This is a genomic window from Nocardiopsis sp. NPDC007018, assembly GCF_040635075.1.
GTDB lineage: Bacteria > Actinomycetota > Actinomycetes > Streptosporangiales > Streptosporangiaceae > Nocardiopsis.
Genome location: NZ_JBEYHA010000008.1, coordinates 35,593 through 50,903, shown reverse-complemented (window position 1 = coordinate 50,903; position 15,311 = coordinate 35,593). Strand labels below are relative to the sequence as shown.

At 72.2% G+C, this 15,311-nt stretch carries 17 protein-coding genes; 10 read left to right on the top strand and 7 right to left on the bottom strand.

Going from position 1 to position 15,311, the window contains the following annotated elements; translation table 11 throughout:
- Nucleotides 1–228 precede the first annotated feature (228 nt).
- The 4 genes from ABZ635_RS06085 (at nucleotide 229) to ABZ635_RS06070 (ending at nucleotide 2,695) form a co-directional block, all read left to right on the top strand.
- Nucleotides 229–771, top strand: coding sequence for a cysteine dioxygenase family protein (locus tag ABZ635_RS06085; protein ID WP_357759658.1), 543 nt, complete (start codon nucleotides 229–231; stop codon nucleotides 769–771).
- The gene (locus ABZ635_RS06080) at nucleotides 768–1,166 is read left to right on the top strand and encodes a rhodanese-like domain-containing protein (protein ID WP_357759656.1); all 399 of its coding nucleotides are present in this window, start codon (nucleotides 768–770) and stop codon (nucleotides 1,164–1,166) included. The genes ABZ635_RS06085 and ABZ635_RS06080 overlap by 4 nt, the downstream gene beginning before the upstream one ends.
- Before the next feature lie 174 nt (nucleotides 1,167–1,340).
- The gene (locus ABZ635_RS06075; protein ID WP_357759651.1) at nucleotides 1,341–1,481 is read left to right on the top strand and encodes a hypothetical protein; all 141 of its coding nucleotides are present in this window, start codon (nucleotides 1,341–1,343) and stop codon (nucleotides 1,479–1,481) included.
- Nucleotides 1,478–2,695 carry a putative sulfate exporter family transporter gene (locus ABZ635_RS06070; RefSeq protein ID WP_357759648.1) on the top strand — a complete coding sequence of 406 codons (1,218 nt, stop codon included), beginning with the start codon at nucleotides 1,478–1,480 and terminating at the stop codon, nucleotides 2,693–2,695. Before ABZ635_RS06075 ends, ABZ635_RS06070 begins: the two co-directional genes overlap by 4 nt.
- A 153-nt stretch (nucleotides 2,696–2,848) precedes the next feature.
- On the opposite strand, the gene ABZ635_RS06065 is transcribed toward ABZ635_RS06070, so the two are convergent.
- Complete coding sequence (locus ABZ635_RS06065; protein WP_357759646.1) at nucleotides 2,849–3,388, bottom strand: winged helix-turn-helix domain-containing protein; 540 nt, start codon at nucleotides 3,386–3,388, stop codon at nucleotides 2,849–2,851.
- A gap of 240 nt (nucleotides 3,389–3,628) precedes the next feature.
- Between ABZ635_RS06065 and ABZ635_RS06060 the strand changes: the two genes are divergently transcribed.
- The 5 genes from ABZ635_RS06060 to ABZ635_RS06040 all read left to right on the top strand — a co-directional run bounded on the left by ABZ635_RS06060 (nucleotide 3,629) and on the right by ABZ635_RS06040 (nucleotide 8,595).
- Nucleotides 3,629–4,498: a MetQ/NlpA family ABC transporter substrate-binding protein gene (locus ABZ635_RS06060; protein ID WP_357759643.1), complete on the top strand. Its 870-nt coding sequence runs from the start codon at nucleotides 3,629–3,631 to the stop codon at nucleotides 4,496–4,498.
- 233 nt (nucleotides 4,499–4,731) lie between these two features.
- Entirely contained in the window at nucleotides 4,732–5,781 is a 1,050-nt protein-coding gene (locus tag ABZ635_RS06055) for an ABC transporter substrate-binding protein (protein WP_357759640.1), read from the top strand.
- A 121-nt stretch (nucleotides 5,782–5,902) separates the two neighbouring features.
- Nucleotides 5,903–6,952: an ABC transporter substrate-binding protein gene (locus tag ABZ635_RS06050; protein ID WP_357759637.1), complete on the top strand. Its 1,050-nt coding sequence runs from the start codon at nucleotides 5,903–5,905 to the stop codon at nucleotides 6,950–6,952.
- Nucleotides 6,953–6,959: 7 nt separating this feature from the next.
- On the top strand, nucleotides 6,960–7,730 hold the full coding sequence (locus ABZ635_RS06045) for an ABC transporter ATP-binding protein (RefSeq protein WP_357759634.1): 771 nt from the start codon (nucleotides 6,960–6,962) through the stop codon (nucleotides 7,728–7,730).
- Nucleotides 7,723–8,595: an ABC transporter permease gene (locus tag ABZ635_RS06040; protein ID WP_357759631.1), complete on the top strand. Its 873-nt coding sequence runs from the start codon at nucleotides 7,723–7,725 to the stop codon at nucleotides 8,593–8,595. Before ABZ635_RS06045 ends, ABZ635_RS06040 begins: the two co-directional genes overlap by 8 nt.
- On the opposite strand, the gene ABZ635_RS06035 is transcribed toward ABZ635_RS06040, so the two are convergent.
- From ABZ635_RS06035 to ABZ635_RS06015, 5 genes are all read right to left on the bottom strand, one after another.
- Entirely contained in the window at nucleotides 8,585–9,385 is an 801-nt protein-coding gene (locus ABZ635_RS06035) for a sulfite exporter TauE/SafE family protein (protein WP_357759628.1), read from the bottom strand. The genes ABZ635_RS06040 and ABZ635_RS06035 overlap by 11 nt on opposite strands.
- A 43-nt stretch (nucleotides 9,386–9,428) precedes the next feature.
- Nucleotides 9,429–10,589 (bottom strand): iron-containing alcohol dehydrogenase, encoded by a 1,161-nt coding sequence (locus ABZ635_RS06030; RefSeq protein ID WP_357759626.1) that lies wholly within the window; start codon nucleotides 10,587–10,589, stop codon nucleotides 9,429–9,431.
- A 151-nt stretch (nucleotides 10,590–10,740) separates the two neighbouring features.
- Entirely contained in the window at nucleotides 10,741–11,337 is a 597-nt protein-coding gene (locus ABZ635_RS06025; protein WP_357759623.1) for a DNA starvation/stationary phase protection protein, read from the bottom strand.
- A gap of 111 nt (nucleotides 11,338–11,448) precedes the next feature.
- Nucleotides 11,449–12,663 (bottom strand): cytochrome P450, encoded by a 1,215-nt coding sequence (locus tag ABZ635_RS06020; RefSeq protein WP_357759620.1) that lies wholly within the window; start codon nucleotides 12,661–12,663, stop codon nucleotides 11,449–11,451.
- A gap of 36 nt (nucleotides 12,664–12,699) precedes the next feature.
- Complete coding sequence (locus tag ABZ635_RS06015) at nucleotides 12,700–13,893, bottom strand: helix-turn-helix domain-containing protein (RefSeq protein WP_357759618.1); 1,194 nt, start codon at nucleotides 13,891–13,893, stop codon at nucleotides 12,700–12,702.
- A 308-nt stretch (nucleotides 13,894–14,201) separates the two neighbouring features.
- Between ABZ635_RS06015 and ABZ635_RS06010 the strand changes: the two genes are divergently transcribed.
- Nucleotides 14,202–15,029, top strand: a complete 828-nt coding sequence (locus ABZ635_RS06010; RefSeq protein WP_357759941.1) for an aldo/keto reductase — start codon at nucleotides 14,202–14,204, stop codon at nucleotides 15,027–15,029.
- A gap of 52 nt (nucleotides 15,030–15,081) precedes the next feature.
- Here ABZ635_RS06010 and ABZ635_RS06005 read toward each other — a convergent pair whose 3' ends face one another.
- On the bottom strand, nucleotides 15,082–15,237 hold the full coding sequence (locus ABZ635_RS06005) for a hypothetical protein (protein WP_352388736.1): 156 nt from the start codon (nucleotides 15,235–15,237) through the stop codon (nucleotides 15,082–15,084).
- Nucleotides 15,238–15,311: the final 74 nt, after the last annotated feature.

The window sequence follows — 15,311 nt, the reverse complement described above, 5'->3', positions numbered from 1 at the left end:
GTCAGGGGGTTGGGGGTCGTATGGCGCCCCTGGGGCGGGTGTTGCGCGTGTCGATCCACAACTACCGACTAAACCTGTAGGGAATATGGTTAACTGCGGTCATGGCAGTCAGCACAGCACCACGCCCCCGGCCCCGGTGGCGGCCGTACACCTTCGACGAACGCTGTCAGGACGCCCCTCTCCCGACCGACCACTGACGCCCGCCGCCCGAAGAGAGACACGAAGACCATGACCGCCGACGACGCCGCCACGCGCACCACCGCGCCGACCCCGCTCACTCTGGACCGCCTGTCCGCGCTGACCGCGAGGATCGCCGAGGAGGTCCGGCAGGGGATTCACGAGATCCGCTTCGACGCCGAGAACCGCTGGTCGGTCCGGCTCCACGCCGACGACTACACCGACGTCTGGCTGATCTCCTGGACTCCGGACCAGTCCACCCGGCTGCACGACCACGCGGGCTCCCTCGGCGCCCTGACCGTCGTCACCGGAACACTGGTCGAGCGCTACTGGCACGCGGGCCTGCGCGAGCGGGCTCTCCCCGAATCCGGGGGCGGCCGCTTCCCGCTCGGCCACGTGCACGACGTCGTCAACGCCTCGGACCGCCCGGCCGTGAGCGTGCACGCCTACTCGCCCCCGCTCACCGCGATGCACTACTACGAGGTCACCGGAGACGACGCCCTGCGACGCACGGGCAGCGTCCTGACCACCGACCCCGAACCCGACGTGCCCACGCTGGCGTCGGTCCCCGCCTCGGGGAGGGCTGGGCGGTGAGCGCCATCGACCGGGTGCTCAACAGCAGGCGCGCCCTCCTGGAACGGCTCGACCCCGGCGAGGCCCTGCGCGCCCAGCGCGCGGGTGCGCTCCTGGTCGACACCCGTCCGGTCGCCAACCGGGTGGAGGAGGGGCAGATCCCCGGTGCCCTGGTGATCGACCGCAACGTCCTGGAGTGGCGACTGGACCCCACCAGCCCGGACCGGGTGCCCGAGGCGGACTCGCCCGACCTGCGCGTGGTGTTGTTCTGCAACGAGGGGTACGCCTCCAGCCTGGCCGCCGCCCAGCTCCAGGAGCTGGGCCTGGCGCGTGCCACCGACCTGGTGGGTGGATTCCGCGCCTGGCGCGAGGCCGGACTTCCGGTGGTCGGGGCGGCGTCCTCCGCTGCCTCCTGATCGGCCCTGGGGCGGCCCTTTGTGGTCGCTTCGGGTCGGTGCCGCCCCGTACGCGTGATCTATACTAAATAAGTAGGTTTAATATGAAAGGGCCGCCGTCGCACCGGTCCACCGCAGGGCCCACCGCTCCGTCCCCCCGACCAGGGCGCCCCCGGCGCCCGGAGGAGAAGCACCATGAGTGAGACACCCCCGCCCTCCGCCACCCCCACACGGTCCCGCCCCCGGATCAACGAGGACTGGGCCGCCACCCTGACCGGTCTGGTACTGCTCGGGCTGTGCCTGCTCGGCGCGATCCCCGAGGGGTTGATCCCGTGACCGCTCCGACCCCCGGCCCCCGCACGCCCGGCGACGGTGACGCGGCGGAGCCGACCGAACCGATCACCACCGGCCCGGAGGCCGCCCCCGGCGCCGACCCCGCCGACCGGACGCCGCCCCCGGCCCCACCGCCCGTCCCGCGCGCGTGGGCCGCCCTCGGCCTGCTCGTCCTCCTGGCGCTGGCCGCCGCCACACGGTTCCTGGAGTCCTGGGTTCCCGAGGTCGCCCAGGGAACCGCCCTGGCCGGGTTCGCGAGCGCGGTCGAGTACCCCGTCTACGCGATCCTCCTGGGACTGGCGGGGAACCTGGTCCTGTCCCTGACCGGACTCCTGGACCGGCTGTCCCCGGCCTTCAGGACCGAGTTCCTCATCAAGACGGGCCTGGTGCTCCTGGGCTCCACGGTCCTGTTCGACGTCATCGTGCGAGCGGCCGGACCGGCCGTCCTCCAGGCGCTGGTGCTGGTCACCTCGGTGTTCCTGTTCACCTGGTGGCTCGGCGGCAGGCTCGGGCTGGACGACCGCCTGCGGGCCCTCCTGGCCTCGTCGGTCTCCATCTGCGGTGTCAGCGCGGCCATCGCGGCCGCCGGCGCGGTCCAGGCCAGGAAGGAGCAGCTGGCCTACACGGCGAGCCTGGTCATCCTCTTCGCCGTGCCCTCGATCTTCCTGTTGCCGTGGCTCGTCGAGGTGATCGGGCTCAGCGACGCCCAGGCCGGGGCCTGGATCGGCGGCAACATCGACACCACGGCCGCGGTCGCGGCCGCCGGGGCGATCGTGGGAGAGGACGCCCTCCAGATCGCCTCGATCGTCAAGGCCACCCAGAACGTCCTCATGGGTGTGGTCGCGGTGCTGCTCACCGCCTACTTCGCCTTCCGGGTGTCACCCGAGGGCGCGGGGCCCGCCGAGGGCCGACCCGGCGTGCGCACCCTGTGGGACCGCTTCCCCAAGTTCGTCCTGGGCTTCCTGGTCGCCTCGGTGGTGGCCACGCTCTGGGCGGGTAACGCGTCCGAGGACGCGCAGGCGGGCCTGGACACGGCCAAGGCGCTGCGGGACTGGTTCCTCATCGCAGCGTTCACCAGCATCGGACTCGAGTTCCGGCTCTCGTCCCTGAGGGAGGCGGGGTGGCGCCCGATCGGAGTCTTCGGTGCCGCGACCGTGTTCAACCTGCTGGTCGGCCTGTTGCTGGCGATCCTCCTCTTCCGGGGGTTCTCCTTCTGACGCCCCGGCCGGTCGTCCTGCCTGGTCGTCCCGGCCCGTGACGGGCGAGGGGCGCTGCGCCTCCCCCCAGGGAGCGCCGCGCCCCTCGCGGCACACGGGTGCGGTGCGGTCCGCCGCGCGTTCTCCGAGAACCCCGCGCGGCGGACCGCCGGGTCAGTCCCCCCGCTCGGGGACCGACGTCGGGGGGCCGTGGTAGATGTAGCCGACCTTGCGCACCGTGGCGATGCGGCCCCCGGCCCGGCCGAGCTTGCGGCGCAGGCGGTGGATGTGCACGTCGATGGTGCGGGAGTGCAGCTCTCGGCTGGTGCCCCAGACCCGCTCCATGAGCTCGCCCCGGGTGACCGCGCGGCCGGGGGAGGCGGTCAGGCACTCCAGGAGCTCGTACTCCTGGAAGGTCAGCTCGACTTCGGCGCCCCGCGACCACACCCGGCGGGAGTCGCGGTCCAGGAGGAGGTCTGCGCCGGTCTCGGGGGCCGGGGGCGCTCCGGGGTGCGGTTCGTCGACGACGACGCCGTACACCAGCATGTACCGACCGCTCTCGGGTAGCGGGAGCACCCCGAGGAGCGAGTGGTCGCCGTCCGGCGCCTCCGGACCGGAGGAGGCGGGGGGCGCGACGGCGGCCAGGGCCGGGTGGCTCCGTGTCGGTGCGGGGCGGGCGGCGGCTCGGGGAGGTGCGGTGTGTGCGCTGAGCATGGGTCCATCATGCTTCTGATTTCAGGCAAAAGCTACCGGATTAGTGGGTAATTTTCGCCGCTGTGGGAAAGGCCACGGATGGCCTGGTGTGAAACGGATATTTCCTACCAAGAAGGTGGTCTAGTCTCTGGTACCAACACGCCCGCGCCCCACCAGGGCGCCGGCACCCGCCGGCTCCGGGCCCACCGACGCCGGACGCCCCCCGCCATCCTCCGTCCCACGACCACGAAGGAGTGCACCATGCGCTCGACCCCGATCCTCATCGGCGCGGCCACCCTGGCCCTGGCCCTCACCGCCTGCGGGGCCCCCAGCGAGCAGTCCTCCGGGTCCGCGGAGGCGGGGGAGTCCGGGAAGGGCCCGCTCCGGGTCGGCGTCAGTCCGGTGCCGCACGGCGACATCCTCTCCTTCATCGACGAGAACCTCGCCGAGGAGGCCGGGCTGGAGTTGGAGATCGAGGAGATCGCCGACTACAACACGCCCAACGCCGGGCTGGTCGAGGGCGACCTGGACGCCAACTACTTCCAGCACCGCGCGTTCCTCAATGAGTGGGTCGAGAACGGGCCCGACGCGGAACTCACCTACGTCACCGACGTGCACATCGAGCGACTGGGTCTGTACTCCGAGGCGGTGGAGGACGCGGCCGACCTGGCCGACGGTGCCGAGATCGCCGTCCCGAACGACCCGGCCAACCTCTACCGGGCGCTGACGATCCTGGAGGCCGAGGGTCTGATCACCGTGGACCCCGACGCCGGTGAGACCGCGACCGAGAAGGACGTCACCGACAACCCGGGCAACCTGAGGATCACGCCGATCGAGGCCGCCCAGATCCCGCGCGCGGTCGGCGACGTCGACGCGGCCGTCATCAACGGCAACTACGCGATCGAGGCCGAGGTCGCGGAGACCGCCAACGTCCTGGCCTGGGAGCCCGAGGGCGACGACTACGTCGAGAAGTACGCCAACGGCCTGGTCGCCCTCGCCGAGAACGCGGACGACGAGCGCGTCCAGCTGCTGGCGGAGCTGCTGCACGACGAGCGCGTCCTGGAGTACATCCAGGAGACGTGGCGGGGCGTGGTGCTGCCGGTCGACGCCGACGGCGCCATCGCGGAGTAGCGGTCGCGGGGCCTCGGCCCGACGCGCCGCCCGGCGCCCGTCCACCCCTTCGGGGCGGTGGAGCCCTCCGGCTCCGCCGCCCCTTTCGCGTGCTCGTGGGGTCACCGTCCGTGGTCAGCGGTGGGTAAAGTGGGCCGGGTCACAGGAATCGGCCCTGCCTGCTGTTCCACAAAACCTACTTATTAAGTAGAGTTTGGCCCGTTCTCCTCTCTGATCACCCGAAAGAGGCCCCCATGAGCCTGCGTAAGCCCGTACTTTCGGTCGCCGCCACGGTACTGGCGATCGGGATGACCGCCACCGCCTGCGGAGCGTCGGGTGGTGACACGGGAGACGGGGTCGACACCCTCACCCTGGGCTACTTCCCGAACATCACCCACGCTCCCGCCCTGGTCGGTGTGGAGAACGGCACCTTCGCCGAGGCCCTGGGCGACGTAGAGCTGGCCACCCAGACCTTCAACGCGGGCCCGGACGCCATCAACGCGCTGTTCGCCGGGGAGGTCGACGCCACCTTCATCGGCCCCAACCCGGCCATCAACGGCTGGTCGCAGTCGGACGGCACCGCCCTGCGGGTCATCGCGGGGTCCACCTCACGGGGTGCGGGCCTGGTGGTGCGGCCCGGAATCGACTCCGTCGACGACCTGCCCGGTACCACCCTGTCCACGCCCCAGCTGGCCAACACCCAGGACGTGGCGTTGCGCTGGTTCGCCCAGGAACAGGGCTGGGACGTCGACACCGAGGGCGGCGGGGACCTCTCGATCATCCCGCAGGACAACTCCGACATCGTCAACGCCTTCGAGCTGGGCGAGATCGACGGGGCCTGGGTGCCCGAGCCGCACCTGAGCCGACTCCTGGTGGAACTCGACGGCGAACTGCTGGTGGACGAGTCGGACCTGTGGGAGGAGACCGGCGGCGAGTTCGTCACGACGCACCTGATCGTCAACGCCGACTTCCTGGAGGCCCACCCCGACGTGGTCGAGGACCTCCTGCGCGGCCACGTCGAGACCGTCGACTGGATCAACGACAACCCCGAGGAGGCGCAGGCTGCCGCCATCGCCCACCTGTCCGCGGTCTCCGGTAGCGGCCCCAGCCCCGAGGTGGTCGCCTCGGCCTTCGGGAACACCGTCTTCACCGTCGACCCGGTCGCCCCCTCGCTCCGGGGCGGAGCCGAGCACGCGGAGTCCGTGGGGCTGCTCGACCCCGTGGACCTGGACGGCATCTACGCCCTGGAGCCGCTCAACAAGCTGCTCGCCGAGAACGGGCACACGGAGGTCGCCGGACTCTAGGTCCCGGGCGCGGATTCGACGGGGTCCGTGCCCGGATCGCCGCCCCCGGTGCTTTCACAAAACCTACTCATTAAGTAGAGTTTTTCCGTCCCTCCGCCACACCCCGACAAGGACCCCTGAGATGCGCGTTTCCCCGACCCCGCTGAGAGCCGTCGCGGCCGCCCTGGCCGTGGGGCTGGCCGCCACCGCGTGCGGGGGCGACGCCGAGGGTGCCGCCGCCGACGCCCTGACCCTGGGCTACTTCCCGAACATCACCCACGCCCCGGCCCTCGTGGGCGTCGAACGCGGAATCCTCGACGGAGCCCTGGGCGACGTCGAGCTCTCCACCCAGACCTTCCAGAACGGGCCGGACGCCGTCAACGCCGTCTTCTCCGGAGAGGTCGACGCGGCGTTCCTCGGCCCCAACCCGGCCGTCAACGGCTGGTCGCAGTCCGAGGGCGAGGCCCTGCACGTGATCGCCGGTGCCGCCACCCAGGGCACCGGCCTGGTGGTGCGCGACACGATCGAAACCGTCGACGACCTGCCCGGACACACCTTCTCCACACCCATGCTCGGCGGTACCCAGGACGTGGCGCTGCGCTGGTTCGCCCAGGAACAGGGCTGGGACGTCGACACCGCGGGCGGCGGGGACCTGTCGATCATCCCGCAGGACAACCCCGACACGGTCGACGCGTTCCGGCTCGGCGAGATCGACGGTGCCTGGATTCCCGAACCCCACCTGAGCCGGGTCCTGGCCGAGGACGACGCCCACCTGCTGGTCGACGAACCCGACCTGTGGCCGAGGACCGACGGGCAGTACGTCACCACGCTCCTCGTCGTCAGCACCGCCTACCTGGAGGACAACCCCCGGGCCGTCGCCGACCTGTTGCGCGGGCACGTGGAGTCCGTCGACTGGATCAACGGCCATCCGGAGGAGGCCGCCGAGACCTCCAGGACCCACCTGGATGAGCTCACCGGTGGCGAACTCGACCCCGAGCTGACCACCGCGGCCTTCGAGAACGTCACGTTCACCGTGGACCCGGTCGCGCCGTCGCTCCTGGTCCAGGCGGAACAGGCCGAGGCCATCGGCCTGCTGGACCCCGTCGACCTCAACGGAATCTACGCCCTCGACCCACTCAACGACGTCCTGGCCGAGGCCGGGCACGAGCCGGTCGCCGGGCTGGAAGGGTAAGCGCACCATGACCGCCATCACCGAACCCCGGACCGGCACGAACGCCGTGGAGATCGACACCGTCTCCAAGGTCTTCGGCCGTGGCCGGGGCGCCGTCACCGCGATCGACGGCATGTCGATCACCGTCGGCACCGGGGAGTTCCTGGCCATCGTCGGCGCCTCCGGCTGCGGCAAGAGCACCCTGCTCTCACTGGTCGCCGGACTGGAACAGCCCACCACCGGCGCCGTGGACGTCGGAGACCACCGCGTCGCCATGATGTTCCAGGAGGCCGCGCTCTTCCCGTGGCTCACCGTGGGAGCCAACATCGAGGTTCCCATGAAGGTGAACAGGGTTCCCGCGGCCGAACGCCGCAGGCGGGTGATCGAGCTCCTGGACCTGGTCCGCCTGACCGGGTTCGAACGCAAGCGGCCCCACGAGCTCTCCGGCGGCATGCGCCAGCGCGTGGCCCTGGCCCGCGCCCTGGCCCAGGACGCCGACGTGCTGCTCATGGACGAGCCCTTCGGCGCACTGGACGCCATGACCCGCGACATCCTCCACGACGAGCTGGAGCGCATCTGGCAGGAGAGGTCGCTGACCGTCCTCTTCGTCACCCACAACGTGCGGGAGGCCGTGCGCCTGGGCGACCGGGTGGTGCTCCTGTCCAGCCGACCGGGGCGGGTCATCGAGGAGTTCACGGTGGACGGCGAACGGCCCCGGCGGATCGACTCCGTCCCCATCGCCGAACAGGCCGCCGCCATCACCGACCGACTGCGTGAGGAGGTTTCGCGCCATGCCTGAGACCGACGTGCGGGACCGCCAGGTCCAGGGGCTCGACGCCCTCGAACTCCAGCCCCAGAGGGGAGTCGGCGAACGCGGGGCCGCCGAGGTCGCGCGCGGGATCTGGTCCGCCACCTGGCCCAAGCTGGCGGCCGTGGTCATCGTGCTCGCGGCCTGGCAGGCGGTCGTGTGGTCCGGCTGGCGGACGGAGTTCGTCTTCCCCGGCCCCGACCGGGTGCTGCCCACCCTGTTCCACGAGGTCACCAGCCCCGAGTTCTGGACCGCCGTCCAGGTCACCATGCGCCGCGCCTTCGTGGGGTTCGTGCTGGCCCTGGCCGTGGGCGTGGTCGTCGGACTCGCGGTGTCGCAGTTCAAGCCGCTGCGCGCGGCCATCGGCTCGCTGATCACCGGCCTCCAGACGATGCCCTCGATCGTGTGGTTCCCGTTCGCGATGCTGCTGTACGGCATCAGTGAGTCCGCGATCATGTTCGTGATCATCCTGGGGGCGGCCCCGTCGATCGCGGGCGGCCTGACCTCGGGCATCGACTACGTCTCGCCCTCCCTCCTGCGGGCGGGCCAGGTCATGGGGCTGCGCGGGGTCCAGCGCTACACGCTGCTGGTCATCCCGGCGGCACTGCCGATGTTCGTCACGGGGCTCAAACAGGGGTGGGCGTTCGCCTGGCGCTCGCTGATGGCCGGCGAACTGCTGGTCATCATCAACCAGCAGAACTCGATCGGCTGGGCGCTGAGCCAGGCCCGCCAGCTCAACGACGCCGAGCGCCTGCTCAGCTACATCATCATCGTGCTGGTCATCGGCATCATGATCGACGTCTTCTTCAGCTGGGCCGACCGTTCGCTGCGCCGCCGGTGGGGCATCACCCAGTAGCCAGCCCGGCCAGGGTGGCGGCTCCCGCGGCGGTGACCAGCACACCCAGCAGGAGCCGCAGCCGCCGCTCCCCGAGGCGGCGGCCCAGTGCGGCGCCCACGAGGGCGCCCAGGGCGCCGCCCGCCCCCATCGCGACTCCCACACCCCAGTCGGGAGCCGCGGGGGCGGCGCCGAACCCGATCCGGTCGAAGACGGCGTAGGCGCACAGCCCCACCACGGACGTGACCAGGGTGGTGGTCAGCCCGGCCACGGCCGCGCGGGAGGCGGCCCACCCGCCCGCGACGATCAGGAGCGGGGCGAGCAGGGAGCCACCGCCGATCCCCACGGCCGCGCCGAGCAGGGCACAGGTCCCGGCGGCCGCGGCCAGGGGGAGGCCGCCGCCGTGTCGGTGCCCGGGTGAGCCGGTGCCGGGCCCGGGCCTCGGGCGGGCCCGTGTCACGAGCAGGCGGGCGCCCATACCGAGCATGAGCACCGCGAGCAGACCCCGGAACAGCGCCGGGTCGGCCAGCCACGTCACGCGCACGGCCGCCCCCGCGACCGCGCAGGGCACCGCTGCCCCGGCCGCGACGAGGGGGCCGATCCCCGCACCGTGCGCGGAGCGGGCCAGTCGGCCGAGCCCGAACGGGGTGGACACCACGTTGTAGAGCAGGTTGGTGGCGCTGACCGCCGGGCCGTGCAGGCCGAGTACGCCGATCTGCACGGGCAGGAGCAGAACGGCACCGGAGACACCGACCGGCGTGGTCATGGCGGCCACGCACAGGCCGGCCAGGGCGGCGAGGAGCAGGATCACGACGAAACCCTACCGTTGAAGTAGGAATTTCGGGGTGCTTCCGTCACGCGTACACGGCGTGGTACAGCTCGACCACCTCCTCGACGTCGGGCACCCTCGGGTTGTTGCCGGGCGAACCGGAGGCCAGCGCCTGCTCGGCCATCAGCGGCGCCAGCTCCCACCAGCGCTCGGCCCCGATCCCGTACTCGTGCGGGGTCGGTACCTCCAGCTCCTGGTTGAGAAGTCTCAGTTCCCACACGAGGGCGCCGGTGGCCTCGCCGTCGGTGCTGTCCGGGGCGGCCAGCCCCATGGCGCGGGCGCAGTCGGCGTACCGGGCGGGCGCGGAGGGCAGTGAGAACTCCGTGACGGCGGGCAGCAGCATCGCGTTGGACAGCCCGTGCGCCACCCCGAAGTGCGCTCCCACCGGACGGCTCATCCCGTGCACCAGGGCCACGCTGGAGTTGGAGAAGGCCATCCCCGCCTGGGTGGCGCCCACCATCACCGCCTCGCGGGCCGACCGGTCGCGCGGGTCGGCGTACACCGCCCTCAGGTGGGTGAAGATCGTCCGCATCGCCTCCCGCGCGAAGCCGTCGGAGACCGGGTTGGCCCGGACGCTCACGTACGCCTCGATCGCGTGGGTGAGGGCGTCGATCCCGGTGTCGGCGGTCAGCCGCCGGGGCATGTCCAGGGTGAGCTCGAAGTCCACCAGGGCGGCTCTGGGAAGCATCGCCAGCCCCGCGCACAGCATCTTCTCCCCGGACTCCGCGTCCGTGATGATGCTGTAGCGCGTGCACTCCGAACCGCTACCGGCGGTGGTGGGCACCGCCACCACCGGCAGCGCGGGCGAGTCCGTCACCGCGGGGGCCCGGTAGTCGCGCATCCGGCCGCCGTGCGCGCCCAGCAGGGCCACGGCCTTGGCGGTGTCGATGGGGCTGCCGCCGCCCACCCCGACCAGGGAGTCGAAGCCGCCCTCCCTCAGGGCCCGCACTCCCTCGTCGACCACGGTGGTCGTGGGGTCGGGGACGGTCTCGGCGAAGACGCCGGGGGACAGGCCGGCCCCCTCCAGCCCGACCACGAGCTGCCGGAAGAACGGCTGTCGGGCTATGAAGGGGTCGGTGACCAGGAGAGGTCGGGACAGTCCGAGGGAGTCCAGGGTCCCGGCCAGTTCGGCCGAGGCCCCCGCACCCACACGGATGACCTGGGGCAGGACGATGGGAGCGGACACTCGGGGTACCTCCGGGGGCGGTATCGGGCACCGGTGCCCCCGGAAAGGCCGGGGGCACGGATCGACCCCGGTACCTACCCCTCACTCCGGTTCGACTCCTCCCGGGTCGTACCGATTTCGTACCGACCCCTCCGTCGCGGGTCGCCCCCGGTCAGGCGTGGACGAGCTGCGTGTCCACGAGGTGCTCGGCCACGAACCAGGCCTCGAGTTCGTTGGTGCGGATCACGTCCGAGACCAGGACGTCGTTGGTGCCGTCGTCCCCCATCTCCTGCACGCGCGCGGCCGCGTCGTGGGCGTCCTCCAGGATGGCCTCGTGCGCCTCCAAGAGGCGGGACAGCATCGCCGGGACCTCCTCGACACCGTTCGGCGGCCGGGGGATGTGGGTCAGCTCCGCGACGTGTCTCGGGTCGCCCACCGCCACCCCGCCCAGGGTCTGCACGCGCTCGGCGACGGTGTCGATGAGCTCCGTCTGCTCGTCGGCGTGCTTGTCCATCAGCAGGTGCAGCTGGTAGAAGGTGTGACCCCGCATCAGCCAGTGGTGCTTCTTGTACATGTCGTGCAGGATGCGCAGGTCGCACAGCACCTGGTTGAGCCGCTGGCACGAGTACATGCGCGTGTCGTAGGACAGGCCGACCGGGAGCTGCCGGACCGTCCCGAACTTCTGGATCTCCTCGCCCCTCTGGTGCAGCCACGGCTGGCTGCTGCGCGGCTTGGGCGTTTGGCTCGAACTCTGATCGGCGGTGGTCACTGCGCTCCCCCTCAGGGTCGGTGTGCTGCTCGGGGCAGGGAGCCCCGCCAGCCAGTCTTGGTCACCGACCGTTGTCGGAAGAGAAAACGCACGCCATGCGGGGGCAAGGATTCAGGCGGCCGTGCGGTCGAACGCGACGGGGAGGGCGAACAGCCCGTGCATGATCATGCTGGGCCACCACCGCAGCTCGTCCTCGCGCACGGCGAGCCGCAGCCCGGGGAACCGCCGCAGGACGGCGGTCACGGCCACCCGCGCCTGCACCCGGGCCAGCCGCGCCCCCAGACAGAAGTGCGCGCCGTGCCCGAAGGACAGGTGGGAGGCCCCGCGCCCGGGGTCGAAGGAGTCCGGGTCCTCGTAGCGCTCCGGGTCGCGTCCGGCGGACAGGAGGGACACCAGGACCGGTTCGCCCGCCTCCAGCCGGACCCCGCCCACGGTCGTCGGTACGGCGGGGAACCGCCAGGTCGCGTTCTGCAACGGACTCTCCAGCCGCAGGGACTCCTCGATCGCGGGTCCGACCAGCTCGGGGTCCTCCCGCAGGCGCGCCATCTCCTCCGGGTGGCGCAGCAGGAGCAGGAACATGGTGCCGATCAGCGCGACCGTGGTCTCGTGCCCGGCCACGAGCAGCAGGAACGCCGTCGAGGTGACCTCGTCGCGGGTGAGCCCGCCCGAGCGGTGCGCCTCCACCAGGTCGCCCAGGAGGTCGTCTGAGGGCGAGCGCAGCCGCGCGTCCACCAGCTCTCCCAGATAGGCGTCGAACCAGTCCGTGGCGGCGCCGATCGCGTCGAGCTCGTCCGGGGAGGAGGAGTCGATCACGGCCGCCTGCCGGTGGAACTCCGGCCGGTCCGCCCGGGGGACCCCGAGGATGTCGCAGATGATCGCGATGGGCAACGGGTAGGCCAGGTCCCGCACCAGGTCCGGGGCGGGCTCCTTCTCCACCGCGTCGAGGAGTTCGCCGGTGATCCGTTCCGCGCCCTCCTGCAATTCCCGGACCCGGCGCGGGGTGAACGCCCCGGCGGTCACACCGCGGAGCCGGGCGTGGTCGGGCCCGTCCGCGTTGACCATGCTGCGCACGAGACTGGGCCGGTGGTCGAAGGGCAGCCCCAATCCCGCCCGGTACCAGACGGGGTCGGCGCGCGCCGGGTCCTTGAGCATGTTCGGGTCGGCCAGCACGTCCCGCGCGTCGCCGTACCGCGTCACCAGCCAGGCCCGCGCCCCGCCGGGCAGGTCGACGCGGTGGACGGGGGAGTGTTCGCGCAGCCACCGGTAGGCCGGGTGCGGGTCCGCCTCGAGCCCGGGTCCGTGCGTGGCGGGAGGTGTGGGGGACATGGCGGGCCTCTCAACGGGGGGTGTCACGCCCGTTTCCTACCCGTCCGGGCCCCGTTCAGTACCCGTCCGGTCGGCCACGGCGCAGGCGGTCTCCAGGACGAAGCGGGGCCAGGGGCGGTGCGGGTCGTGGCCGGTCAGTTCCCGGACCCGTCGCAGCCGGTAGCGCAGTGTCTGGGCGTGGACGTGCAGCGACTCCGCCGCCGTGGTGGCCGCTCCCGTGTGGAAGTAGGCGCGCAGCGTCTCCAGCAGGTGCCGGTGTTCGTGGGTCAGCAGGGGGCCCAGCACCGCGCGGCGTACGGTGGCGGGGGTGACGGTGCCGCCGTTGATCAGCGCCAGCACGTGGGCGTCGGCCTCGAGCAGCAGACCGTCCGGCTCGAAGGCGTGCGGGGGCGCGGTCTCCACGGCCCCGTCCGCCAGGCGGTACGCGCCGGACAGGTCCGCGAGCCCGCGCGGCTCCAGGACGCAGGCCCGCCATCCCCGGCCCACCAGGGAGGCGGTGACCGTCCCGGCCTCCTCGGGAGCGGTCAGGACCACCACCCGGCCCGAACGCGTGGTCACCAGGGGGTCCGAGGCGTCCGGCGAGGCCTGCGCCAGCAGCTCCAGACCCACCGCCACGGTGGCGTCCGCGACGGACACGGGTTCGGCGACCACCAGCACCGCCGGGTCGGGCGGGCTCAGACCCAGGGTCCGCGCCCGGTCGCGGACGGCCCCCCGCGAAGCCTGGCGGCCGATCAGCAGGTCGTCCAGGAGTGCCCGACGTGCCCGTTCGCGGTCCGCGTCCAGGCGCTGGGCGGCCTCGGCGTGGCCCGTTTCCAGGCTCTCGGAGATCTGGTCGAGGGAAGTCAGCCAGAGTTCGCTGAGGGCGAACACGTCCGCGGCGTCGAGGGTGTGGCCCGCCCGTTCGCGCAGGAGCCGCACCGCGGCGGCCGACCCGACCCGGTGCGCGCGCACCACGGCCCCGATCGAACGGCCGTCGGCGGCCCGGGCCCGGCCGATCCCCCGCAGCCGTTCCACGTCCTCCGGGGGCAGCCGGAGCTCCCCGCGCACCCACAGCTCCAGCGAACGCCGGACCAGCCATCCGGTGATCGCCCGCACCTCCGCGAGTTGGGAGCCGTGGAGCGCCCGGTAGGCGGGCACCTCGGTGTACACCTCGGTGACGATCCGCTCCACCAGATCCGCCCGGTCGCGTTCCAGTGCGACGCTGACCCGCGCGCGCTCGTCGCGCCCCATGCCCTCCCCCGTCCGTACCGGCGCCGTGGCGCCCCCGGCACCGCCGCGCGCGGAGCCCCGCCCGAGGGGCGGAGCGGGCAGCCTATCGCCCGCGCGCGTCTGCGGCCGAGACCGGCCATCCGGGTAAAAACCGTGCACATGCGCGGCGCAGCCTCAGAGGTCGGTCCGCGCTGACATGGCAGTATGCGCACACGAGCCCGGGTGAGAACGCGTGTCCAACACCGAGCGACGGCGTGCCGGGTGCGCCGCTCACACCGGTCGGGTCGGGGGAACGGCCTGACCGGACGGGGAAACGGGGGATGAGGACGATGACGGTTCCCGGCATCACGCTGAACAACGGGCTACGGATGCCGCAGCTGGGATTCGGTGTGTGGCAGGTGCCCGACGACGCCGTGATCGAGGCGGTCTCGCACGCCCTCGCGGCGGGCTACCGCAGTATCGACACCGCCGCCGCCTACGGCAACGAGCGGGGGGTGGGCGAGGCACTGCGGCGCTCGGGACTGCCGAGGGAGGACGTGTTCGTCACCACCAAGCTCGCCAACTCCGACCAGGGCTACGACGCGGCCCTGCGCGCCTTCGACACCAGCGCGGACCAGCTCGGCGTGGAGGTGGTGGACCTCTACCTCATCCACTGGCCGCTGCCCGAACGCGACCTCTACGTGCCCACCTGGAAGGCGCTGGAGCGCCTGTACGCGGAGGGGCGCGCCCGCGCCATCGGCGTGTGCAACTTCCAGCGCCCGCACCTGGAGAGGGTTATGAAGGAGGGCGGGATCACGCCCATGGTCAACCAGATCGAGCTGCACCCGCTCCTCTCCCAGGGGGAGCTGCGCGGCTTCGACGCCGACCACAACATCGCCACGGAGGCCTGGAGCCCGCTCGGTCAGGGGGAGCTCCTGCGCCACCCGCTCGTCACCGAGATCGCCGAGGAACTCGGACGCACCCCGGCGCAGGTCCTGCTGCGGTGGCACGTGCAGCTGGGCAACGTGGTCATCCCGAAGTCGGTGACCCCGGAGCGCATCCGCTCCAACTTCGACGTCTTCGACTTCGAACTGTCGGAGGAGGACATGGAACGCCTCGACGGCCTCAACGAGGACCACCGTTTCGGGCCCGACCCGGACACCTTCGACGCGGACTGAGGCGGACACCGACCCGGCCGACGGCGCGGTCGGGCCGTGTTCGGCGCGGCGCCTAGCGGAGCTCGCGGAGCCTGCGGGCCCCCGCGAGGGTGGCGTCGATGCCGTCACGGCGCACGCGGGCGACGTACACGCCGCCGCCGACGAAGATGGCGAGGAACAGCCCGACCACGGCGGTCAGGGCCAGCACGGACAGCACGGAAGAGATCATGCGGCCATGGTAGCCGCATGTCGGACGACGCTCTCACCGGGGGAGTCCCGGGTGCGCGCCGAGCGAGACGGAGG